The organism is Desulfobacter sp. (assembly GCA_028768525.1).
GTDB lineage: Bacteria > Desulfobacterota > Desulfobacteria > Desulfobacterales > Desulfobacteraceae > Desulfobacter.
Genome location: CP054837.1, coordinates 4,111,919 through 4,132,966 on the forward strand (window position 1 = coordinate 4,111,919; position 21,048 = coordinate 4,132,966).

General features: G+C 55.9%; 21 protein-coding genes. 7 read left to right on the plus strand and 14 right to left on the minus strand.

Going from position 1 to position 21,048, the window contains the following annotated elements; genetic code table 11:
- Positions 1 to 18: 18 nt before the first annotated feature.
- From HUN04_18245 to HUN04_18275, 7 genes are all read right to left on the minus strand, one after another.
- The gene (locus tag HUN04_18245; protein ID WDP91534.1) at positions 19 to 873 is read right to left on the minus strand and encodes an ABC transporter substrate-binding protein; all 855 of its coding nucleotides are present in this window, start codon (positions 871 to 873) and stop codon (positions 19 to 21) included.
- Positions 874 to 1,181: 308 nt separating this feature from the next.
- Complete coding sequence (yqeC, locus tag HUN04_18250; GenBank protein ID WDP91535.1) at positions 1,182 to 1,976, minus strand: putative selenium-dependent hydroxylase accessory protein YqeC; 795 nt, start codon at positions 1,974 to 1,976, stop codon at positions 1,182 to 1,184.
- On the minus strand, positions 1,963 to 2,592 hold the full coding sequence (locus HUN04_18255; protein ID WDP91536.1) for a nucleotidyltransferase family protein: 630 nt from the start codon (positions 2,590 to 2,592) through the stop codon (positions 1,963 to 1,965). Before HUN04_18255 ends, yqeC begins: the two co-directional genes overlap by 14 nt.
- A complete protein-coding gene (locus tag HUN04_18260; protein WDP91537.1) occupies positions 2,573 to 3,448 on the minus strand; it encodes an EF2563 family selenium-dependent molybdenum hydroxylase system protein in 876 nt (291 codons plus the stop codon). The genes HUN04_18255 and HUN04_18260 overlap by 20 nt, the downstream gene beginning before the upstream one ends.
- Positions 3,438 to 5,720: a molybdopterin-dependent oxidoreductase gene (locus tag HUN04_18265; protein ID WDP91538.1), complete on the minus strand. Its 2,283-nt coding sequence runs from the start codon at positions 5,718 to 5,720 to the stop codon at positions 3,438 to 3,440. Before HUN04_18265 ends, HUN04_18260 begins: the two co-directional genes overlap by 11 nt.
- On the minus strand, positions 5,717 to 6,193 hold the full coding sequence (locus HUN04_18270) for a 2Fe-2S iron-sulfur cluster binding domain-containing protein (GenBank protein ID WDP91539.1): 477 nt from the start codon (positions 6,191 to 6,193) through the stop codon (positions 5,717 to 5,719). Before HUN04_18270 ends, HUN04_18265 begins: the two co-directional genes overlap by 4 nt.
- Entirely contained in the window at positions 6,184 to 6,972 is a 789-nt protein-coding gene (locus tag HUN04_18275; protein WDP91540.1) for an FAD binding domain-containing protein, read from the minus strand. The genes HUN04_18270 and HUN04_18275 overlap by 10 nt, the downstream gene beginning before the upstream one ends.
- Positions 6,973 to 7,189: 217 nt before the next feature.
- On the opposite strand from HUN04_18275, the gene sixA reads away from it, so the two are divergent.
- On the plus strand, positions 7,190 to 7,660 hold the full coding sequence (gene sixA / locus HUN04_18280) for a phosphohistidine phosphatase SixA (GenBank protein ID WDP91541.1): 471 nt from the start codon (positions 7,190 to 7,192) through the stop codon (positions 7,658 to 7,660).
- 33 nt (positions 7,661 to 7,693) lie between these two features.
- On the opposite strand, the gene HUN04_18285 is transcribed toward sixA, so the two are convergent.
- Together HUN04_18285 and HUN04_18290 are read right to left on the minus strand one after the other, a co-directional pair.
- Positions 7,694 to 9,349 (minus strand): hypothetical protein, encoded by a 1,656-nt coding sequence (locus HUN04_18285; GenBank protein WDP91542.1) that lies wholly within the window; start codon positions 9,347 to 9,349, stop codon positions 7,694 to 7,696.
- Positions 9,330 to 11,366, minus strand: coding sequence for a DUF342 domain-containing protein (locus HUN04_18290; GenBank protein ID WDP91543.1), 2,037 nt, complete (start codon positions 11,364 to 11,366; stop codon positions 9,330 to 9,332). Before HUN04_18290 ends, HUN04_18285 begins: the two co-directional genes overlap by 20 nt.
- Positions 11,367 to 11,684: 318 nt before the next feature.
- On the opposite strand from HUN04_18290, the gene HUN04_18295 reads away from it, so the two are divergent.
- Together HUN04_18295 and HUN04_18300 are read left to right on the plus strand one after the other, a co-directional pair.
- Positions 11,685 to 13,166: a sodium-dependent transporter gene (locus HUN04_18295; protein ID WDP91544.1), complete on the plus strand. Its 1,482-nt coding sequence runs from the start codon at positions 11,685 to 11,687 to the stop codon at positions 13,164 to 13,166.
- On the plus strand, positions 13,163 to 13,264 hold the full coding sequence (locus HUN04_18300) for a MetS family NSS transporter small subunit (GenBank protein ID WDP91545.1): 102 nt from the start codon (positions 13,163 to 13,165) through the stop codon (positions 13,262 to 13,264). The genes HUN04_18295 and HUN04_18300 overlap by 4 nt, the downstream gene beginning before the upstream one ends.
- A 179-nt stretch (positions 13,265 to 13,443) precedes the next feature.
- Here HUN04_18300 and HUN04_18305 read toward each other — a convergent pair whose 3' ends face one another.
- Positions 13,444 to 14,187: a transporter substrate-binding domain-containing protein gene (locus HUN04_18305; protein WDP91546.1), complete on the minus strand. Its 744-nt coding sequence runs from the start codon at positions 14,185 to 14,187 to the stop codon at positions 13,444 to 13,446.
- A gap of 186 nt (positions 14,188 to 14,373) precedes the next feature.
- On the opposite strand from HUN04_18305, the gene HUN04_18310 reads away from it, so the two are divergent.
- The gene (locus tag HUN04_18310) at positions 14,374 to 15,558 is read left to right on the plus strand and encodes an MFS transporter (GenBank protein ID WDP91547.1); all 1,185 of its coding nucleotides are present in this window, start codon (positions 14,374 to 14,376) and stop codon (positions 15,556 to 15,558) included.
- Here the strand turns inward: HUN04_18310 and HUN04_18315 are convergent.
- The 3 genes from HUN04_18315 to HUN04_18325 all read right to left on the minus strand — a co-directional run bounded on the left by HUN04_18315 (position 15,527) and on the right by HUN04_18325 (position 18,165).
- Positions 15,527 to 16,633 carry an MBL fold metallo-hydrolase gene (locus HUN04_18315; protein WDP91548.1) on the minus strand — a complete coding sequence of 369 codons (1,107 nt, stop codon included), beginning with the start codon at positions 16,631 to 16,633 and terminating at the stop codon, positions 15,527 to 15,529. The two genes, HUN04_18310 and HUN04_18315, sit on opposite strands and share 32 nt — an antisense overlap.
- A gap of 13 nt (positions 16,634 to 16,646) precedes the next feature.
- Positions 16,647 to 17,153: a hypothetical protein gene (locus tag HUN04_18320; protein ID WDP91549.1), complete on the minus strand. Its 507-nt coding sequence runs from the start codon at positions 17,151 to 17,153 to the stop codon at positions 16,647 to 16,649.
- A gap of 127 nt (positions 17,154 to 17,280) precedes the next feature.
- Positions 17,281 to 18,165 (minus strand): hypothetical protein, encoded by an 885-nt coding sequence (locus HUN04_18325; protein WDP91550.1) that lies wholly within the window; start codon positions 18,163 to 18,165, stop codon positions 17,281 to 17,283.
- 142 nt (positions 18,166 to 18,307) lie between these two features.
- Here HUN04_18325 and HUN04_18330 point away from each other — a divergent pair, with 142 nt between their 5' ends.
- From HUN04_18330 to HUN04_18340, 3 genes are all read left to right on the plus strand, one after another.
- Positions 18,308 to 18,793 carry an acyl-CoA thioesterase gene (locus HUN04_18330; protein WDP91551.1) on the plus strand — a complete coding sequence of 162 codons (486 nt, stop codon included), beginning with the start codon at positions 18,308 to 18,310 and terminating at the stop codon, positions 18,791 to 18,793.
- 106 nt (positions 18,794 to 18,899) lie between these two features.
- Complete coding sequence (locus HUN04_18335) at positions 18,900 to 19,568, plus strand: 4Fe-4S binding protein (GenBank protein ID WDP91552.1); 669 nt, start codon at positions 18,900 to 18,902, stop codon at positions 19,566 to 19,568.
- 82 nt (positions 19,569 to 19,650) lie between these two features.
- Positions 19,651 to 20,061: a hypothetical protein gene (locus tag HUN04_18340; GenBank protein WDP91553.1), complete on the plus strand. Its 411-nt coding sequence runs from the start codon at positions 19,651 to 19,653 to the stop codon at positions 20,059 to 20,061.
- A gap of 70 nt (positions 20,062 to 20,131) precedes the next feature.
- Here the strand turns inward: HUN04_18340 and HUN04_18345 are convergent, their stop codons facing one another.
- On the minus strand, positions 20,132 to 20,845 hold the full coding sequence (locus HUN04_18345; protein WDP91554.1) for a hypothetical protein: 714 nt from the start codon (positions 20,843 to 20,845) through the stop codon (positions 20,132 to 20,134).
- Positions 20,846 to 21,048 lie beyond the last annotated feature (203 nt).

Below are 21,048 nucleotides of genomic sequence, written 5' to 3' on the forward strand. Positions count from 1 at the left end.
TGCAGGACGTTCGGACCGTCACTTCACAAGCAGCATGTCTGAATACATATCCAGAGCCGCCTTGGTTTCGCTGCTCATGAAGGGGTTGTCCAGTTTAAAGATCAGCCGCCGGCTCAGGTCCGTCCTCAGAATGGGGTCTTTATAATATCTGTTAAAGAGTCCGTCTAAGGTCTTGTTTTTAATGATGAGGTCAAGCCCGCGCCGGAGTGTGTTCTGCAGTTCCGTATCCGAATGTTTCAAGAAAAGAAATACCGGGGCTTTGTAGGATAGTACGATTTTGGTATCCACCATGACATTCAATTGCGGCCGTTTTTCAACCTCTGCCCATATTTCGTTCATGCCTAATGGGAATGCGTCAAACCTGTTTTTGTCCAGCATCTGCATCAGTTTTTTATACTGCGCTGAACGGGCGACCTTGAATCCGGCCGATTCAAGGATATCGGCGTCGGGCCAGTCATGGCCCTGGCCGTAGCTGAATGCTTTGGCATCCGCCATTGTGGCAATGGCATGAAATTTTTCTTTATCTGCTTTACGGATGACCACCAGGCGCTGGCCCAGCATTCCCTTAAGCAGGGGGATGCGAATGACGCCCAAGCCCTGTTCCCGGGTTTTGGAGGTCATGGTCCAATAAATATCCAGTTCCCGGCCTTTCCGTAGCGTCTCCAGGGCACGGGCCTGCACCATTTTTTTCTTGCATGGTTCAAGGCGGTAGGTGGTGGACGGATCTCCGGCCTTCAAGGCCTGGGCAATCACTTCCTTGATGTAGGGCGTCCAGGGTTCGGCCTCACTCAGGCTGTTATAATGCAGTGTTTTGCCGGCTGCCGTCGAAATACTCCCCATTACCAGTGCCGCAATCAGCAGATGTCTAATCATGTTTTTCCCTCCTTCTTAATTTTTGCTGAACCAATGGGCGTGTGTACCCGTTGGCAAAATTTGAATGATCGGGGAAGAGCGATCGGGGGGGGCGCAGTCACAGCATTCTCTCTGACCGGCTGCCGCCTTGCAGCAGTCATAGCGGTCATCCGTATTCAGACACAGGAATAGGATATAATCGGTGGAATTTAATTATGCACAGATCCATTGGCTGCTGTAAACGTTTAAATTCTCTGCTCCGGGAAACCTGGGGATGGATAATTTTATCGGTGAGGGCGCTTAAGCGGGGGCAGAGGGCTGCCGGCGGTTTAGCTGTCATCTGGTAGGATGCGTTGTCGCACAGTATCGCCGGGATTGAGAAATGAGGTGACCAGGCATATGTCTGCCGGGCCAGAGGCCATGATCTGCAGGGCTGCCGTCTTTCCTTTCTTCACCAGGGCCGGTGTGTCCGCCTTGTTCAGTACCAGTACTTTTTTCATATGTTTCCCGGCCGATTTAAAGAGGCCTTTTTCAGATGCGGCCAGGCCGGCCAGGGTGGCCGGGGTCACCGGGGTGTCTGGTTCCTGGCCGGTCAGTTCGGCCAGGTGTTCCGGCCGGTGGACATGGGGTTCTGACAGGGGACTGCCCAGGCAGTCCAGGCCGATGCAGCCGGCCACCAGATGGGTTTGGGCCGGGATCACGGGTTCATGGTCTGCCGGGGCCTTTACCGGCCGCATCTTCGCCCCGTCCGCTTCAATGAGCACCAGGTCGAAGGCCGGGGGACGGAGCAGCGGGGCGAGTTCTTCCGGGGTGTATCCGGCCAGTTTCCTTCCCCCGGACCGGGTGCCCCGGGCGGCAAGGGCGACGGTGCCTGGAAGGAGGGGGCGCTCTGCCAGCCATTGGACCAGGCGTTCCGGCGGGCCGGTGAACAGCGGCCCCGCCGGGCCGGAGTCCGGCGGTTTATATGCCGGGTTGAACATGGCTGTGGTGGTGGTGATGAGAACCGATCTGCCCCTGTCGGCGGCTTCCCGGGCCAGGGTGAAAATAAACGAGGTCTTCCCGCCCGCCCCCACCAGGGAAATTACGGTGGGAAATTTTAAGCCTAAGGCGTCAATGAGTTTCATCTTTATCCTCCCCTGCCAAGAGGTCCTCGTAGTCCTCCGGGGTGTCAATGTCCATGCCGATGCCCGGATCGTCAACAGCGATTTCCCTGACCGCATGGGGATGCCGGCCAATCAGCACCCGCCCCCCCATGTCCCCGGACACTTGTCGCAGTTCGGGGAAAAAGCAGGCGTCAAAATAGACCGGGTTGCCCCGCCGGCCCTTGAAAACGGGGATAAGGATGCTGCCCGGGTGGTTCCGGGCCGCTTCCCGGAGGGTCAAGAGGGTCTCTGCCCGTACCAGGGGCTGGTCCCCCAGCAGGAAGAGTGCGCCCCGTGCCGTTCCGGTGCTATCAAGCCGGTGGAGGCCCGCTTTCAGGGAGGCGGCCATACCCCGGGTGAAATCGGGGGTGACAATGATGTCCACGGGATATGCGTCTAATTGTCTTTTGATCCGGTCCGCCCCATGCCCCAGCACCAGGATAAGTGGAGAGAGGCCTGCGGCAAGCCCCTTTTCCACGGCATGGGTTAACAGCGGCCTGCCCTTGAAGGGGAGGAGCTGCTTGGTATGGCCGCCCATGCGGGAACCGGTTCCTGCGGCCAGGATGATGCCGGCGATATTATCGGTTGAACCGGCCAAGGATGGCCCCCAGGACGGCACCGCCCAGGGCCCTGGCCTTGTCCGATATGGTTCGGCTGTAGGCGGCCTTTCCCCTGGGATCGATATCCCCGATTTTTTTCCCCGGGCCGACGGTCACCCCGTCGTGGATCAGCCCCCGGATGACGCCGTTTATTTTTGCTTCCACCGGCACCCCGTCCACATGGCCCAGGACCTGGCCCGCCACCACGGTATCGCCGATCCCTGCAATTCCTGTGAAGGCTCCGGCGGCCGGAGACCTGAGGAGGCGGTCTCCTGTGATGCCCATGACCGCTTCGGGCATGGAGGTATTGGGGGAAGGGCTGCCCTTTTCAATGAGCCTGCCCAGGTTGTGGCCCCGCCGGGTTTCAAGGGCCAGGTGGACATCCTCTCCTGCGGTGAACCCGGGGCCCAGGCCGAGGACCAGGGGGGCATCCGTCATTTGGGTGCCCAGATTTTTCTTGGCCACCACCGCATCCACGAGGACATGGGGAGCCACGGCCGCCACGGCCCGCCACTCAGGGTCTGCAAGCACGGGAATGCTGTCCTCTTTCCAGAGGTCGGGCACCTGCTGCGGAGACGGGGTCAGGCGGGCGGTGATCCCTTCCACCTCGATCTCTCCCGTATAAACGGCAGAGGCAAAGGCCACTTCCCGCCGGATCACCGTGGGCATGGGAGATTCCATGATGAAGATCCGGCGGAGGCCGGCCCTGAACAGGGCATGGGCGATCCCGGTGGCCAGGTCTCCGCCGCCTTTGATGCCGATGACCAATTGGCTGAGGCGGGGCGGGTCTGTCTCCGGGTCCCATGCCTGGAGGGCCGGGGCATGGAGGGGCGGTGTCTGCGGATCAGAAACCATGGATGCCCCTGCAGATGGTCTCGGCGGTCATGGGCAGGGTCCTCAGCCTGAGTCCGCAGGCATTTTCAATGGCATTGGCAATGGCCGGGGCCGGGGTGTTGATGACCACTTCGCCGATGGACTTGGCGCCGAAGGGGCCGGTGGGCTCGTGGGAGGGCTTGAATTCAACCCGGAGGCTGCCCATGTCCAGCCTTGATGGGATTTTATACTGCATGAAGCTTGAATTCATCATCTTGCCGCTGCTGTTGTAGGTGATCTCTTCGGTCAGGGCCATGCCGATGCCCTGGACGATCCCCCCTTCGGTCTGCATCCTTGCCAGGTTGGTGTTGATGGGGGTACCGCAGTCCACCACCCCCACATAGTCCACCACAGATACCTGTCCGGTCTCGGTATCCAGTTCTATTTCGGCAAACCCGGCCATGAAGGGCGGGGGAGAGACCGGGCTGGAGGAGGTGGCCGAGGCCGACAAACAGGTCCCTTCCCCCACGGCCAGGTCGGCGGCCAGTTCATCCAGGGTGATGGCGGGCCCCTGACCCGGCTTGCCGGCAAATACGGTGTTGCCGTCGAATTCCAGGTCGCCGGCATCCAGTTCAAATTTCAGGGCGGCCGCTTCCATGAGCTGCCTGATCAGGTCCTGGCCGGCCTTGACCACGGACATCCCTGTCAGGTAGGTGGTGGCCGAGGCATAGGAACCGGTATCGTAGGGGGAATGGTCCGTGTCCACCTGGGCCACGATGATGCGGGAAAGGTCACAGTTGAGCACCTCGGCGGCCATCTGGGACAATATGGTGTCGCAGCCCGTGCCCATGTCCGCCGCCCCGATCATCAGGGTGTAGAAGCCGTCGTCCTGGAGGCGGATCTCCACCGAGGCCGTATCAATGTTGGCGATGCTGGAGCCCTGCATGGTGATGGCACCGCCAACCGCCCTGATCTTTGTATCCGAGATTTTTTTGCAGGGGAATTTATCCGCCCAGCCGATGAGGTCCTTGCCGTGGGCGATGCACTGGTCCAGGGTACAGGCGTTGAGCTTTTCCCCGTAATACCCGGGCATGATTTCCCCTTCTTTCACCAGGTTTTTCAGCCTCAGGTCCATGGGGTCCATGGCCAGCTTTTTGGCCAGTTCGTCCATGGCCGATTCCATGGCAAATGTCCCCTGGGTGGCCCCGTAGCCCCGGTAGGCGCCGGCGGACATGGTGTTGGTGTAGACCACCTTGTAGGTGAACTTGATGGCACGGGCCTTGTTGTAAAGCGGCATGGTCTTGTGGCCGGAAAGCCCCACGGTGGTGGGACCGTGTTCCCCGTAGGCCCCGGTATCGGACAGGGTGTCCATGTGTATCCCCAGGATGTTCCCGGTTTTATCGGCCCCCAGCCGGACCCGGATGGTCATGGCGTGGCGGCTGGTGGCTGCGGTAAAGCATTCCTGGCGGGTAAAGACCATTTTGGCGGGCTTGCCTGTTTTCAGGGTGACAATGGCGGGGAATAGCTCGGCCACCAGGGTCTGCTTGGCCCCGAAGCCCCCCCCGATCCTGGGCTTGATCACCCGGACGTTCTGCCTGGGGATATCCAGGGCCCGGGCGGCAATGGCCCGGACGTGGAAGGGAACCTGGGTGGAGGCGGTGATGACAAGACGCCCTGTGTGGTCCAGATGGGTGAATGCCCTGAAGGTCTCCATCATGGCCTGGTTGTTGGCGCAGGTGCGGTAGGTCTGATCCACCACCACCTCCGCCGCGTCAAAGGCCGCGTCCACATCCCCGTGGGAAAATTCCCCGGAGCTGCAGATATTATTCTTCACATCGTTGCCGATGTTGAAATTGACGTGATAGTTCGCCTCGGGGTGGATGAGGCTGGCATGGCCATCTGCGGTTTCCGGATCCAGCACCGGTTCCAGGACCTCATAGTCCACCTCAATGGCCTTGAGGGCGGCCAATGCCTGTTTTTCCGTCCGGGCCGCCACAATGGCCACCGGGTCCCCCACATGGCGGACCCAGGTGTCCAGTATCCGCCGGTCATAGGGGCTGGGTTCGGGAATGGACTGGCCGGCCATGGTGAACCGCTTGTCCGGCACATCTTCATGGGTGAGGACGCAGGCCACCCCGGGCAGGGCCCTGGCCTTTTCCCTGCGGATCTCTTTGATCTTTGCAAAGGCATGGGGGCTGCGCAGGATTTTTACGATGAGGCAGTTTTCCGGAGCTATATCGTCGGTGTAGACCGGTTTACCCGTGACAAGGGCCATGGCGTCCCGCTTGGGGACGGCTTGATTGACATATTTCATGACTGCCCCCCTTTGGTTCTCCCGGCCTTCTCACCCAGGTAGTTTTCTATGGCCCGGAGCTGGCCGGCATACCCGGTGCACCGGCAGAGGTTGCCCGCCAGGTAGTGTTTGATCTCCTCCGTGCCGGGATTGTCCAGCTCCCGCTCCATGGCCAGGACATTCATGACCAGGCCGGGGCTGCAGTAACCGCATTGGTCCGCCCCCTGGGCGGCAATATATTCGCCGAAAGCCGCTGCCTCTTTTTCAAGGCCTTCAATGGTGGTGACCTCAGAATCCTGGGCCCGGGCGGCCAGCATGGCGCAGGAGAGCACGGGCCGGCCGTCCAGCCATACCGTGCACAAACCGCAGTTGGTTGTATCGCATCCCTGTTTGACGCTTAAAAAACCCAGGGACCGCAGCAGATCTAAAAGCAGGGTGTCCGGGGCGATCTCTTCTTCACAGGCAATGCCGTTTACGGTGAACTTCAATTGCATATCTCTTCTATCCCCCTTTTTACCAGGACCTTGGCCAGATGTTCTCTGTAGCTGCGGCTTCCCCGCTGATTGCTTCCGAATTCCAGTTCTTCAACCACGGCGGTGCAGGCCGCCTCTATCTGCCCGGTATCGGGTTGGGCGCTGAGATATTGTGCCGCTGTTTCCGCCAGTTTCGCCTTTGCGGGCCGGGCGCCCAGGGCGATCTTCCATCCATTTTCGGTACGGCCCAGGGCCGCAGCCAGTACGGGAAAGTCCGTGGCAGTCTTCCGCAGGCTCTGGTAACTGGTTTTGACGGTTTGCTTGGGGATGGAAAGTTTTACCAGGATATCCCGCCCCGGAGAGGTTCCAAGAAAATCCCCCAGGGGAACGGCGCCGCCGCGGTACAGGTGGACCCGGGTATCCAGGATCAGCAGGGCCGTGATCAGGTCTGAAAAACTAAACCGGGAGAATACCGATCCGCCCACGGTGGCCAGGTTCCTGAACTGCACCCCCACAATGGCGGATACCGCGTCCCGGAGCACCGGCCCGAAGTTGTCAAAGAGCAGGGCCGAGGTTTCCACCTGCCTCAGGCAGGCCATGGCCCCGATGTCGATGCAATCCCCCTTATCCTCAATCCGATCCAGGCTTAAGGCCGACAGATCAATGCCCGTGTGAAACCGCCGGGTGCCCATGCGCATCCACAGCAGCCCCCCCAGGATCACGTTTTTTTTATCCCGGTGGAGCAGGTCGTCGGCCTGGTCAAGGCTTTGGACCCTGGAAAATTCTTTTAATTCAAACACCTTGTATTCCTTTTTTACAGGTCTGTTTATGGGAAAAGAATATATCACAATCCGTCCCAATAGTCATGGAAGATATGGCGGCAGGGCAGGGCGGGAGGGCCCTGATCACCCTTAAGATAAATACGGATTTCACGGACGGAGGGAATTGGCCATTGCCGGATATCCGGGGCCGGTGTTAGGATACCGGCATTGGAAATAATTGAAAGGAAGGTGGATTATGGCATTATTTCTGGTTCAGCACGGTATCAGCCTGGCCAAGGACCAAGATCCCCAAAAGGGCCTCTCCCCCCTGGGGATTGAGGAAACCCATCGCCTGGCGCCGGTGGCCAGGGGGTACGGGATCGCTGTGGAACGGATTTTCCACTCGGGCAAAAAGCGGGCGGAGCAGACCGCGGAGATCTATCACCGGGCCCTGGAACTCGATACTCCCCCGGCGCCCATGGCCGGGATCAATCCCCTGGATGATGTCCAGACCTTTGCCGCAACCCTGGATCCAGGGGCCGGGTGGATGGTGGTGGGGCATATGCCGTTTATGGAGCGGCTGGTCTCATTTTTGACCACCGGCAGTGAGGGGCTCCGGGTCTATGAATTCCAGAATTCCGGGATTGTCTGCCTGGATGCCGGGAGAGGCGAGGACGGGGAGTGGGACTGGTTTATCAAATGGACCCTCAATCCAAATATCAAATGATTTTGTGCCCCCTTCCCGGGCGGGCAGGGGAACTCATTTTTTTTGCTGCAGGTCGGCCAGCAGGGCCGCGGCCTGGGAGATCCGGTCCTCGGGCAGCAGGGCCTTCATGGCGGCGGCATCGGCAAATACCATGAGCAGGGCCAGGGCAAAGGATTTGTGACCATTGGCCAGGCCGGGCATGGTGGATGAGGCCGGTCCTGCATGGATGTCAAAGAAAATACGGTAAAATTCCCGCTGGGGTTTATAATGCAGGGCATAGGCGTTGAGGTGCTTTTTGATATCGGACACGGCCAGCGCTGTATCTGAAGATGCTGTGCACAGGTCCGCGTAACAGGCCTTGATCAGGGCCGGCCGGACAGCGGCCATGATTTCCCGGGACCGGTCCTGGGTGGCCCGGCAGACCAGATCGCACAATTCCATCACGGCGGCCAGGCCGGTGCTGCCGGCGTCGTGAATCAGGCCGGTAAAGGCCTGTCTTAGGGCCTGTTTTTCATCCATGAGCCGCTCCTCCTCCAGCCCGAGGTTTTCCACGGCCCGGGCCGTTTCCTTGAGGGTCCTGGAGAGCTGGTCGAGGTCCGTTTCAGTGCGGCTTGCTGTTTCCACAGACTCTTTAAAGAGGAGACGGAAAAGATCGAAATAAAGTGAGCCGAAGGGTTCGGCATTTTTAAATGTGCTGGCGTACCGGGTGATATCCGGGTAGTTGAACAGCATGTTCAGGCGGTAGCGCAGATGGGCCATCCCCAGGTTTTTCTGGATGTCCGGCGGGCTGTCTCCATCCGGCCTGGCGTTTAGGAATAGCCAGACCAGGTTTTGCCGGAGGGAGGCGTCGGTCTGGCCCAGGACCACGGCATAGGAGAGGTAGAGCACGCCCATGAGGCGGTGGGCGGCGGCCAGGTATTGATCTGTCTTTTCCAGGATGGATAACACTGCGGTATCCAGCTTTTCCATGGACTTGAGATAGGTGCCGGGGTTGCCTTCCCGGGCCACCAGCCGGGCGCGGGCGGTCAGAATTTTGGAGAACATCGAATCAATCTCCTGGATTTCTTTATGGGATTTGTCCAGGATTCCGGCCATGGCCCCTTCTTCCATGTCGGGCAGCAGGGCCCCGGCCAGCCGGCAGACAAGGTCCGTATCGTTCAGGTCTTCCAGGTACTCCCGCCAGGGCCTGTCCCGGTCAAGGCGCTGGGCCAGGACGGCCAGGGTGTTGTCCACCAGGCCGGCGTAATCCCGCCCGTCGCCGGCTTTGGCGATAAGGGCCTTGAGGTCGGGGCTGAGAAGGGATTTATCCACTGTCCCCTTGTAGGTTTTAAGGTTGTTGAAATAGGTGATAATAATATTGGTGGTCAGAAGCGCAATGGTGGGTTTATTGTCTGCGGCCTGGATATCTTCTTCGGACACGCTGAATCCGCAGTCAAAGGAGACCGCTTCTGCACCCAGGGTCAGTTCCCGGAGCAGTTCGTAAAGGGCGGCAAGGTAGTCGTCGGCGCAGAGGGGGGCGGCTTTTTCGGCCTCCTTGAGAAAGAACCGGGTGATTTCCCGGGTGGGAACCAGGGGCCGCCCTTTGTCATCGCTCTTGTATTTTTCCAGGGGATGCAGCCCCTTTGCGCCTTTGCGAAGAAGGGTTGACAGGTTTCTGCTGTATAGCCTGCCCCTGAATTTTTTTATTCTGTCATTTCCGAATATTGTCATGGATCTGGATTTCAGGCTTGCCCTCGTCCATGGGATCTTTGGACAGGACTTCCTTTATTTTTACATTGGTTAGATGTTCCGTCACTTCCCGGGTTGCACCGCCCGGCCCGCTGACCACGGTGCCCGGACTGACCCTGCCGGTAACACAAACCACCGGGGTTCCGGGATTTGCCGCCTGCCAGTCACTGAAATTGGCCTGTTCGTAGAAAAAATCCTCCAGGTTATCTTCCACCTGCTCCCGCTCGCCAGCAAGGTCCAGCATCTTTTTTTCCTTTTTCTCAATCCGTTCGAAGATTTGGTTGAGATCCTTTTCCAGCCTGGCGATCAATGCCTTGCTGTTCAGGGACCGGGACCCTTTTCCCCTTTCTTCTTCCGGCAGGGCGGCCGCCTCTTCCCTGGCCTTGTCCATCTGATAGGAGATCCGCCCGGTGGTTCCGTGGAGTTCGCGGACTTCCCGGGAAAGCGTGTCTGTTTTTGTCCGGATCTGTTCAAGCCGCTCCCTGCATTGGGCGATGCCCTGATCTATGGCCGCAATCTCCCTGTCCGTAAAGGCGTCCACCCCTGCCGTAACCGTATTGGGAACGGATTTGTCCGTGCCCAGATGGCGGGTGAAAAGACCCATATTGCAGATAATATTGGAAGAGATCACTTCGCCGTTGGCTATCAGCACGGCGCCGCTGGTTTCAATGGTGCAGTCAAGGATCTCCTTGGTGACGGTGAGGTTGCCCATGCAGAAGATTTCTGAATTCTGGATGAATTTGGCCGTGACATTGCCCCGGGCGTAGATCCGGGCATCATTGATGCTGTTAACCACGGTGACATCCCCCCGGGCATGGATCTCTCCGCCGTCCACCGTGTTGATGCGCACGGACTGCCCCATGACCTTGAATCCGGCCTTTAGGGTGCCCTTGACATCAATGTCCCCGTGGTAATTGAGGTGGCCGGTTTCATAGCTGACATCCTCTTTCACCGTAAAGGTGTCCGTGACCTGGATGGCGCCCGTCATGTCCAGCCGGGGATGGCCGTCTATTTCGGCGTACAGCCTGAACCCGTCTTCCGAAGGCACCACCCCGGACTTGAATTTTAAGGGAAGGTCTGCTGCGGGCGGCATTTCCACCTCCTGGTCGAAAATGGTTCTGCCGTTCCGGGCCTCTGACATGGGAAATTTTTCAGCCAGAAGGGTGCCCTCTTCCACCCAGGGGATTTCTCCCCTGTCTTTGAAATCGATCTTGCCCTCTGCATCCACCCCCGAGGCTTTCAAATGGTCTGTATCGAAATAATACTCCACCCGGGCATCCTTACCCGGCCGGGGAGGGGTCCCGGCGGCGGCTTTAAAGGGTTTCTCCCGAAATCCCTTTGACCGGATGAATCCCTGAATGTTTTTTTCCGGGGCCACCCCGTACAGGATGTCCAGGTCGCCCAGCCGGTTTTGTATTTCCCTGGCCGTAATATCTTCTTCAAATTGATCTGTCTTTCTGATCATGGCGGTCATGCCCCGGCTGTCCACCTCAAGGAGAATGCCCCCGGGCAGTTCTGCTTTCAGGCTGTGGTCCGCTTGCCGGACAGGTGTCTGGGGGGACGCGTCGGGGGACTTTGCCAAGGGCGGGGAACTGGGCCGGGCAGCGGTGGTCTGCAGTTTTTTGGTGGTCTGGAGAATATTTTTAAACTGTTCCCTGGTGAGGACCCGGGTTTCCATCCAGAGTTCGCCGATGAACCTGGGCTGGGACTGACGCGCCATTGCCTGTTTTTGCCGGACCATTTCTTCCTTGAAGCGGGCGCTTTTTATATGGCCGAATTTAACTGCGATACGGCCGAACAGATCATTCTTTTTCATGATCTTCAAGGCGTGGTAGGTTGAAATCAGGTGCTTCATCTGTCCCACTGAAATCATTTTTCTAGAGAGAAAATAATCCTTGAGTGCGACTTCCAGGTTGTCCGCCCCCCGGCAGGCCGCCAATGCCTCTGCGCACTGGTCCCGGGTAATGAGATTTTTCTGTAATGCGATTTTTTCAATCATGTTTCATCTCAATCAATGACGAACCGGATTGCCTTTGTCCCTCAACGGGCTGAACCCGGCCAATTCGGGGTGTTTAATTTTTCGGACAGTTTTTATTCTGTACCATTGCAGGGAAAACATCAAGTAAAAACAGGAAAATCGGCGATTTACAGAAAAATCAGGCATTGGCCGGGAAGGGGTTTTTATGAGCCGGTATTTATTTACGGCCGGTGAGAAAAAATGGCCCGGTATTGATTGACTATGGGAATGAAATACTGTAGTTTCCCACACTTTGTATTGGTTGTATTGGTTTTTATTAACGTTTAAGGAGTAAAAAATATGAAAAACAGAGAACAATGGGGGACCCGGGTCGGTTTTGTACTGGCGGCCGTCGGATCTGCCATCGGCCTGGGAAACATCTGGCGGTTTCCCTATATGGCCTATGAAAACGGTGGCGGGGCCTTTTTCATCCCCTATCTTTTTGCCATGCTGACCGCCGGGATCCCGTTTATGATCCTGGAATTCGGCGTGGGCCATAAGCTTCAGGGCTCCGCTCCCCGGATTTTTTCCCGCCTCTCCCAAAAATGGGAATGGCTGGGATGGTGGCAGATCCTGGTCTCCTTTACCATTTCCATCTATTATGTGGCCGTGGTGGGATGGTCCATTTCCTATTTTGTCCTGGCATTTAACCAGGGATGGGGGGCCGAAACCAAGGATTTCTTTTTTAATACATATCTCCAGCTGACCTCCAGTCCCACGGATTTCGGGTCCATCCGCTGGCCCATCATGGCTGCCGTGGCCGGTGCCTGGGGCATCTGCTGGTTCGTCCTGTTCAACGGGGTGAAAAAGGGCATTGAAGCGGCCTCAAAGATTTTCATGCCCCTGCTTTTTATCATGATCCTGATCATCACGGTGCGGGCGGTGACACTGGAAGGCTCCATGGAGGGGCTGAACTGGATGTTCAAGCCTGATTTTTCCGCCCTGATGAACTTTAAGGTCTGGATGGCTGCCTACGGCCAGATTTTCTTTTCGCTGAGCATCGGGTTCGCCATCATGCTGACCTACTCCTCCTACCTGCCCAAGGATGCGGATATGGCCAACAACGGGTTCATCACCGCCTTTGCCAACTGCGGGTTTTCCATTCTCTGCGGCATTCTGGTCTTTTCCGTTCTGGGGAACATGGCGGCCCAGCAGGGCGTGGGCGTGGACAAGGTGGTCAGCTCCGGCGTGGGGCTCGCTTTCATCACCATCCCCAAGGCCATCAACAGCCTTCCCGGCCCCGTACTTTTCGGCACCCTCTTTTTCATGGCCCTGATCTTTGCCGGCCTCTCTTCCATGGTCTCCATCTGCGAGGTGACCATTGCGGCCCTGATGGAAAAATTTGACATTTCCAGGAAAAAAGCCGTTACCGTTTACTGCCTGGTGGGCATTGTCTGCGGTACGGTTTTCGCCACCCAGAGCGGCCTGCTGGTGCTGGACATCGTAGACCGGTTCATCATGAATTTCGGGGTGCTTGCCGGCGGCCTTGTGGAAATCATCTTCCTGACCTGGTTCTGCCGCCTCGCCGATTTCCAGAAACATATCAACAGCACATCGGATTTCTCCGTTGGCAGCTGGTGGATTTTCTGCCTTAAGATCATCACCCCGGCCGTGCTGGGCTATATGAGCATTAAAAATCTCATCGGCGATATAACAACACCCTACGGGGGATATCCGGCATCGTCCCTGTTCTGGTTCGGCTGGTTCCTGGTGGTGGCCATTGTTATCGTCAGCTTCATTATCCAGGCCGGCGGCCTGAAGAACAGAGGAGTTCAATCATGACCACATCCGCACTCATCATGATGGTAATCGGCCTCGGGGTCACCTGGGGCGGTGCAGCTGCCTGTATCGCCATTGCCATTAAAAAGAAAGAAATCTAACCTGATTTCATCCGGCTGCTCCTGCCCTGTCTCCCCAGGCCGGGGGCGGCCGCTTTCTTCATCCTGCCCAGGGGAATACCCGGCGGCTGATTAACCGTCTGGCCGTATCGCCGGGCAGGCATTTCTGGCGGTGCCTTCCGTGGGGCCGGATATAAGGGGTGTTGCTGCGGGAATGTTTCTTATTTTTTTATGCCGTATCCTGCCATAATCTTATCATAGGTTCCGTCGGCGATGAGTTTTTCAAGCGCCGCATCGAATTGATCTCTGATTGCCATCAGCCCCCTGGCTTTTGAAAAGGCAATGAAACTGTCCACCGCCTGGACCGCCGGGCTCAGCCGTTTAAACTCGTGATCGAGTCCCATTTTTTTGATGGTGGAATCCCCCATATAGACATTTGAGATGACCAGATCCACGCGGTTGGCTTTCAGCTTTTTAAAATTGCATTTCAGATTTTGAACAACCCTGGTATTCAGTTGTTCCCGGACATCATCAAATTTTTTCCCGTAGCTTATAGTGTTTAAAACACCGATTCTCTGGGACTTGAGTTTCAGCAGGTCCCCATCATACTTGATGCCGCTGTCTTTGCGGACATAAAAGGCAATGATCTGGGGAATGAGAACGGTTTTTGAATAATCCAGGAATTGTTCTCTTTCGTCATTCTTGTAGGCGGTGAAAATCGCGTCGGCCTCCCCCCGCTTCACCATGCGCAGGGATCTTGCCCACGGATAGATACGGATATCAACGGTATGCCCCAGGTGCGCCATGATTGTTTTTACGATATCAACCGCTATCCCTTCTGCCTCCCCGTTTCTGCCTGCATATTCCAGCGGCGGGAATTCCAGGGATACGAAATTAAAATGATCCGCAGATGCCGGTATGGAGCAGCAGAAAATTAATAGTAAAACTATTATGCCTTCTTTCATGATCACTCCTTTGGGATTGAATCTCTCTCCTTTATGGGCAGCATACCATAGGCCGCAGGGTGTGACCATATCCTGATGCATTTCAGTCGGTTTTTGCCTGGACGGTTCCCTGTTTTCCCGTATTGACAATCCTTGTCCGGCTTAGTATGACTCCCGGGTTTACCGGGATAAAAAAAAGGATTTACCATGCGATATCTCATCCTTGTCTCTGCTGTGGTCATGCAGGTTTGTCTGGGGGCCACCTATTCCTGGAGTGTGTATGTCCAGCCGCTGAAAGACCTGACCGGCCTGGCCCAGGGTCCGGTCCAGATTCCCTTTACCGTATTTTATTTTATATTTCCGGCCACCATGATGGTGGCGGGCAGTTATCTGCCCAGAATCGGGCCGAGGCGCTCCGCCATGGCCGGGGGGCTGTTCTTCGGCGGGGGATGGCTGCTGGCCGGACTGGGGGCCCATTCCTTTGTGTTCACGGTGCTGGGCATCGGTGCCATGGCCGGCATGGGGGCGGGCATGGCCTATATCGTTCCCATTGCCGTGTGCATCCGCTGGTTTCCACGGTCCAAGGGGCTGGTTACCGGGGTTGCCGTGGCCGGGTTCGGCGGCGGTGCCGCCATGGTGAGCCAGGCCGGGGGATATATGATTTCGTCCATGGGCCTTACCCCGTTTTATACCTTTGGGGTGTTCGGGATGCTTTTTCTCTGCCTTGTCACCGGGGCCGGCGCCCTGATGCATTTTCCCAGAACCCCCGATGCCGCCGGTGAAGGATGTGGGACACCTGCCCCGGCAAAGGTGCTCACCCATATTAATTTTCGCATTCTTTATTTTGCCATGTTCATCGGGCTGGCCGCCGGGTTCGCCGTGAACGCCAACCTAAAGGAGTTGTACCGGGGCGGGGGCGACGCTGTGGGCCTCGGGATCACGGCGGTTTCGCTGTTTGCCCTGGCCAATGCTGCCGGCCGGGTCATCTGGGGCGCAGTCTTCGACCGGACTGCATCCGCCGCCGCCATCCAGGCCAACCTGGGGTGCCAGGCTTTGGTACTCGGAACAGCCCCTTTTCTGACGAATACGGCCTGGGGATTTATGGCCCTGGCCCTGGCCACGGGATTCAATTACGGCGGGGTGCTGGTGATCTATGCGGCGTCGGCATCCAGAAGCTGGGGGGCCGGAAATATCGGCCAGGTCTACGGGTGGCTGTTTACATCCAATATCCCGGCCGCCCTCTCCCCGATTCTGGCCGGGCTTGTGTTTGACCGGATGAATACCTTCACCCCGGCCCTGGCCGTGCTGGCCGTGCTGCTGGCCGCAGCCGCCATGGTGATCCGGCGGAAGTCCGCTGCGGTCAATGCAAGAGACTGTCTTGGGGAGGCCTGAGGGGCAGAATTTCGCCGATCTCCAGGCGTTTGAACCGTGAGGGATCCAGTTTGTTTTTCCGGATATGCCTGGCCAGGTCCAGGCCGGGGAAACCGGCTGGCTCACTGCCCAGGGGGAAGGTCCCCCATTGGGTGGGAATGAAAAAACGGGCCTTTAGGTCCCGGAACCCCTGGACCGCTTCGGCCACGTTCATGTGCTGGTAGTGCATGAACCACCTGGGGTGGTAGGCGGTGGTGGCCATGAAGGCGTAGTCGATGCCCGGATATTTTTTCCCCACCTCTTTGAACCCTTTAAAATAGCCGGAGTCTCCCCCGAAATAGAGGGTGGCTTCGGGGGTGATCAGCAGCCAGGCCCCCCACAGGCTTTTGTTCCGGCCCAGCCCCAGGCGCATGGACCAGTGCTGGGTGGGGAGAAACACCAGGCGGTTGCCCTTTCCCAGGTCTCTTTCTTCCCACCAGTCCATCTCCCGGGTATGGGGTTTGCCCATGGCTTTCACATACGCCCCCAGACCCAGGGGAACAAATACCTGTGAGGCTTTGGGCAGGCCTTCCACGGAAAGGCGGTCCAGGTGGTCGTAATGGTTGTGGGAGATCAGGATATTGGGCCGTTCTGCCAGGGTGTTCAACTCTTCCAGGGTGAGGGCCGGCGGGGTGACCCGGGCGGGGATCAGGGCCCTTTTGGAGAATATGGGGTCGGTGAGCCAGTACTGGCCGTTGATCCGGACCAGGAATGTATTGTGGCCGATCCAGAGGATGAAATCGCCGGCCGCGTTTTTGACCCGTTCCAAAGCCCGGAGTTGGACCCGGGGAAGATATCTCCTTTCTTCTTTCGTGTAATCGGTGCGGGTGAAAAGTTTCCAGGCAAGGATCTCCAGGAAATTTTTGTCCCTCATTTTCATCCATGGGGCGAAAAAACGGCCGCCCTGTTCATGGCGGGCATAAAGGTCCGGGGCGCGGGTGGCTTCAACGGCTGTCCGCCATTTGTCTTCTGAAAAATCAGCCTTGTCTTTTGAGGCACAGGATAGAAAGAGCAGGAGAATAAAGGCCGGTATCAGGATGACGCGCCTGTCGGTCATGGCGGGCCGCTGTTTACAATTCCCTGGGATCGTAGGCCCAGTGGAGAAGGGCCTGGCGCTGTTTGGGGCGGCAGGCGGCGTCCCCTGGCCTGCAGTTCTTTTTAATGGCGGCGACATGGCGCTGGATGCCTTTCCACCGCCGGATCTGGCGCAGGTCTTCATTGGGGATCCGCCTCCCCATGTAGTAGCGGCAGTACCATTGAAACCAGCCCCTGGGATCATCGGGGTGGATCCAGCCAAGATCCTGCCACATGGCAAGGGATTGGGACGCCGATACGCCGTAGTAGTTCAGGGAAACATCTTTTTTTCCCGGGGAAAGCCGGGCCTCTTCAAACCAGTCTTTGGGAAATTCATCCTTACAGTCGTTCATGTAACATCCCCCGAAAATACCCAGGGCAAGTAATTCCTTGGGGGAGAGGGCCGGGGCGAATTCCGGGTGGAATTCCCTGCCCATGGGTGCTGCGCACTTGTAGGTATATCCCTGCTGCATGAGGTCGTTGACGCGTATAATTCTGGTCATGCTACCTCCTGTGGCTGTGGATGGCTCCGTACAGAAAAATGAACTGCCTGCGAATTCATATCTATATACTGGGGCGGGGAATGTCAATCCAATGATGGCGGTAAGGGAAAATTCTGCCGGGGAAGGATCAGATCAGGCCCTGGCGGACCCCTTTTACTGCCGCCTGGGTTCTGTCACTGACGTTGAGTTTATTGAAAATGTTTATCATGTGGCTTTTCACCGTGTGGGGACTGATGAACAGGTGGCGGCCGATTTCAGTATTGGTCTGGCCCCGGGCAATGTGGTCCAGGATTTGAAGTTCTCTGTCTGTGAGGGGCGGGAGGCGGTAAGTGTCATCCCGGGGCGGGGGCGCATGGGTACCGGAAATGGGAGCCAGCTGTGCTTCCAGCATTCTGATCTGTTCATCCTGATCCCTGATCCGCTGCTTTAGTTCCGCCGTATCAATTTTTAAAGAAACGGAATGGCTCAATTTCCCCTCTTTGTCAAAGACGGGATAGACGGCGTTTTCGCACATGGGCCGGGCCAGGCACCGGCACTGGTCTGCCGTGGCCTTTCCCTTTGTCACCGCAGCCGCGAATGCCATACAGGTTGAAAAGCCGCACTCCCGGCAATTGTTCCCCGGCAGCAGCCTGAATATGTCCATGACCGGCACCCGGCGGATCTGGTTAAAATTGGGTTGAATACTCTCCTTTTTTTGATCGACGGAATCGAGAAATCCCATGAAGCGCTTGATAAAATCCAATGCCCCCTGCCGGGTTTCAAAAAAATGGGCCGTCGCCAGGTTGGGATAGAGCAGGCAGCGGTATTCCTCAAATAGAAATTTCACATGCTCGGGATGTTCATACCAGAGCGCATCATCCCTGGAGCCGTTGATATAGGGAAAGAGAAATCCGGCATCCTGGTCCGGCTTGAAGGAAAGGGACCAGACCCTGGCACTCCCCCCGCCTTCATCGGGACGGGGGCGGGGAATATTTGATACAATACAGGTTACATCGGAATAAGTTGTCAGCATATCAGCCCCTTTGTTGTGTTTCCAATTTACCCATCATATCCAAAAAAATGAAAGATAAAACCCCCCAAATGGGGGATGCCCTGTTTTTTTCATGCTGCTACAACACAGATCAACGGAACCGTTGACAATGGGAGGGGGGAATATGGTGAAAAAAGTGACCAGGGAGCCGGTCTCGGAGGCCAGGATCCGTTTCCAGGACTGCGATCCTTTCGGCCATCTGAACAATGCAAGATATCTGGATTATTTTATCAATGCCCGTGAAGATCACCTGGCAGATTGTTACAGCCTTGATATATACCAACGGCAGCAGCGCTGCAAAACCAATTGGGTGGTTGCCAAAACAAAAATCGCCTATCTTCACCCGGCGGTTTTACGGGAACGGATAAGCATCTGCACCCGCCTTATCGCCTATACCCATAAATCCCTGCTCATGGAGGGAGAGATGACCGGCATGGCATCGGGAGATCTGAAGGCGGTGGCCTGGATCAAGTTCCGGCATTTTGACCTGGCCGGGAGGCAGCCGGCCCGCCATAGCGGGGATCTCATGGAATTGTTTGAAAGCATTATTTTTCCAGCACCGGTCCATAAAGGGTTTGATGCCAGGGTCAGGCAGGTATACCGTGGCTAACGGGAAACACAATGGGAAGAATCCCGGCAAGAAGCGTTGGCCTTGGGGATACATTAAAGCATAAATCAGGATCAGGGGCGTATCCGCGCCCTAAAGGAGGAGTGATATGGACAGAAAATCCCCCATGGACGAATTCCTTGGAAAGCGGCTTCGGGACTATGACGACTGGCTGGAAAAAGGGTTGATCTCCCATTCCTCCAGGGTCATACCGGTGGGGGCATCCTTTTCGCCCGAACAATGGGTGCTGCCACCGGAGCAGGTCCTTGAGATCATCAAAAGGGCGGAAACCGTGGCGGTCCAGAATTGTGCATGCAGAAGCCATTACCGCCGGTGTGACCGTCCCCTTGAGGTCTGCCTGCTGTTGAACCGAACCGCAGAAAAGATGGCTGCCCGGGGAAAGGCCCGGCATGTGGAGCAACAAGAGGCTGAAAAAATACTGGGCCGGGCCCGGCAAAACGGCCTCATCCATTTGAGCCTCTATATGCCGGACCACGAAGTCTATGCCGTTTGTTCCTGCTGCATCTGCTGCTGTCATGATCTTCAGCTTGTAAAAGAATACGGCCGCGGGGATTTGATGGTCCGCTCCCAATATCTGGCCCTGACCAACTCCCGGGAGTGCATTGTTTGCGGAGATTGCCTTGATATCTGCCCCTTTGATGCAAGGCTCATGGATGGGGATCAACTGGTTTTCAATGAAGACCGCTGCATGGGATGCGGCCTGTGCGTCCCGGCCTGCCCTGCCGGCGCTGTCTCTATGGCTTTGCGCAGGGCGTAATTAAAAGGTTCGCCCATGGATTTTTAAGCATTTTTTTTAAGATAGGCCAGGAAACCCTCCGGTGATATCCGGGCGATGGATCATGTCGCGGATTTTTGAAAAGGGCAATGCCGATTTCGAGCGTCTCAGGAAAAGGCCGATTACAGCCCGGTGCCTGTGGGTGGAGAACCCGCCTTTAAAACCGGCAGGGGGAGGTGGCCCCATTGGGAGGCGGGATAGTAGCGCGGTTTTGGATTGCTGTTTTTCCTGGGGCGTAAACCCGGCCGCGGCACGGGTGAACGCTTCCATTAAAGCATTTCCGCTCGTCCTGAGCGGGAATGCAGCGAACGGCCTGCCGTCTGCCGTCCTGGCAGCCGACAGCCCTCACGCCATTCCAGCGTTCACCCGCACCACGGCCTGGCCGGCCCGGCAAATTTATAGGGAGTTAATCTTGTTCTTTTCTTTCGGAAAAGGATTTTATTCTCGGTCGGAGAAGCTGGATATTCTCCAATAATTCTGATTTGTCCAGAATCAACTTTATCCGGTATATTGTTGACAATAATCGTAGTGATTTTTAGTCCAGGTCAAAGATCAAGATCTTTTTGTTTAACATCCAACGCTTCGTTTGTTTTTAATTTTTTGTAATTATAGGTTATTTTGGTTTCAGCGGTAACCAATTCAATTTTTCTGATAAAATAAGAATTTTTCGAAGCCCATATGCGGTACTCTATATTTGCATCCTTATGCTTTAACGGTTTATGTAATTTGAAGACAACACAAACCTCACCATGGACAATCTCTTCACCTATAAACTTGAAACCTGTAAGCCGGGTTAATGGTGTAATTCCTAGATTGTCAAACAACTGGCCGGGTATTTTTGAAAGTAAACCATTAGAGCTTATTAATAATTTTAAAACCGCATCCTTCATTGTATTAAATGTTCTTATCTTTTTATCTTTAAACCGATCACTGTAAGCTATAATTTCCTTGCCGTGTTTAATGATGGCATATTTTTTTAGGCTGTCATTATAGGGATAGTTCCCGGCCCAGCCAATTCGGAAAAATCCCTTTGCTATGTAAATAGATTCAAAGGTATAAGCTCCAATATCTGTGATTACGGTGCCAAAATCATAGTATGTCTCAACATTTTTGTATGCTTGTTCTATTTTTTTTAAAATTTTCTCGGAGTGTATAATTTCAATTTCACCATTGTATTTAGCGGCTTGCACATCAAAGTGAAAGGCTAACAAGAAGTTTATACAGGTTATTACACCAATTATTTTATTAATTGAAAACAACTTAAAACCTCTCCTTATTGTTAATAAAAAAGTAAACCGCCTAAATAACTATCTCTTAAGTCTTGGGCAATTGGTTCAACGTGCCCGTTCATATAGTCACGATAGTTTACTTTATCCGGTATTAAATTGATTCTTGAAAACATAGGAACGGTAAATTTAGCAATGCAATAAATGAACTCGCTAAAAAGTAACTTTATTCTATT

Excerpts from the sequence above, each read along its gene's own strand:
- yqeC (WDP91535.1), bottom strand. The coding sequence starts at position 1,976 with ATGAAACTCATTGACGCCTTAGGCTTAAAATTTCCCACCGTAATTTCC.
- HUN04_18305 (WDP91546.1), bottom strand. The coding sequence starts at position 14,187 with ATGAAAGAAGGCATAATAGTTTTACTATTAATTTTCTGCTGCTCCATA.
- HUN04_18300 (WDP91545.1), top strand. The coding sequence starts at position 13,163 with ATGACCACATCCGCACTCATCATGATGGTAATCGGCCTCGGGGTCACC.
- HUN04_18245 (WDP91534.1), bottom strand. The coding sequence starts at position 873 with ATGATTAGACATCTGCTGATTGCGGCACTGGTAATGGGGAGTATTTCG.
- HUN04_18295 (WDP91544.1), top strand. The coding sequence starts at position 11,685 with ATGAAAAACAGAGAACAATGGGGGACCCGGGTCGGTTTTGTACTGGCG.
- HUN04_18270 (WDP91539.1), bottom strand. The coding sequence starts at position 6,193 with ATGCAATTGAAGTTCACCGTAAACGGCATTGCCTGTGAAGAAGAGATC.
- HUN04_18310 (WDP91547.1), top strand. The coding sequence starts at position 14,374 with ATGCGATATCTCATCCTTGTCTCTGCTGTGGTCATGCAGGTTTGTCTG.
- HUN04_18260 (WDP91537.1), bottom strand. The coding sequence starts at position 3,448 with ATGGTTTCTGATCCGCAGACACCGCCCCTCCATGCCCCGGCCCTCCAG.
- HUN04_18290 (WDP91543.1), bottom strand. The coding sequence starts at position 11,366 with ATGATTGAAAAAATCGCATTACAGAAAAATCTCATTACCCGGGACCAG.
- HUN04_18285 (WDP91542.1), bottom strand. The coding sequence starts at position 9,349 with ATGACAATATTCGGAAATGACAGAATAAAAAAATTCAGGGGCAGGCTA.
- HUN04_18320 (WDP91549.1), bottom strand. The coding sequence starts at position 17,153 with ATGACCAGAATTATACGCGTCAACGACCTCATGCAGCAGGGATATACC.
- HUN04_18325 (WDP91550.1), bottom strand. The coding sequence starts at position 18,165 with ATGCTGACAACTTATTCCGATGTAACCTGTATTGTATCAAATATTCCC.
- HUN04_18265 (WDP91538.1), bottom strand. The coding sequence starts at position 5,720 with ATGAAATATGTCAATCAAGCCGTCCCCAAGCGGGACGCCATGGCCCTT.
- HUN04_18335 (WDP91552.1), top strand. The coding sequence starts at position 18,900 with ATGGACAGAAAATCCCCCATGGACGAATTCCTTGGAAAGCGGCTTCGG.
- HUN04_18340 (WDP91553.1), top strand. The coding sequence starts at position 19,651 with ATGTCGCGGATTTTTGAAAAGGGCAATGCCGATTTCGAGCGTCTCAGG.
- sixA (WDP91541.1), top strand. The coding sequence starts at position 7,190 with ATGGCATTATTTCTGGTTCAGCACGGTATCAGCCTGGCCAAGGACCAA.
- HUN04_18315 (WDP91548.1), bottom strand. The coding sequence starts at position 16,633 with ATGACCGACAGGCGCGTCATCCTGATACCGGCCTTTATTCTCCTGCTC.
- HUN04_18330 (WDP91551.1), top strand. The coding sequence starts at position 18,308 with ATGGTGAAAAAAGTGACCAGGGAGCCGGTCTCGGAGGCCAGGATCCGT.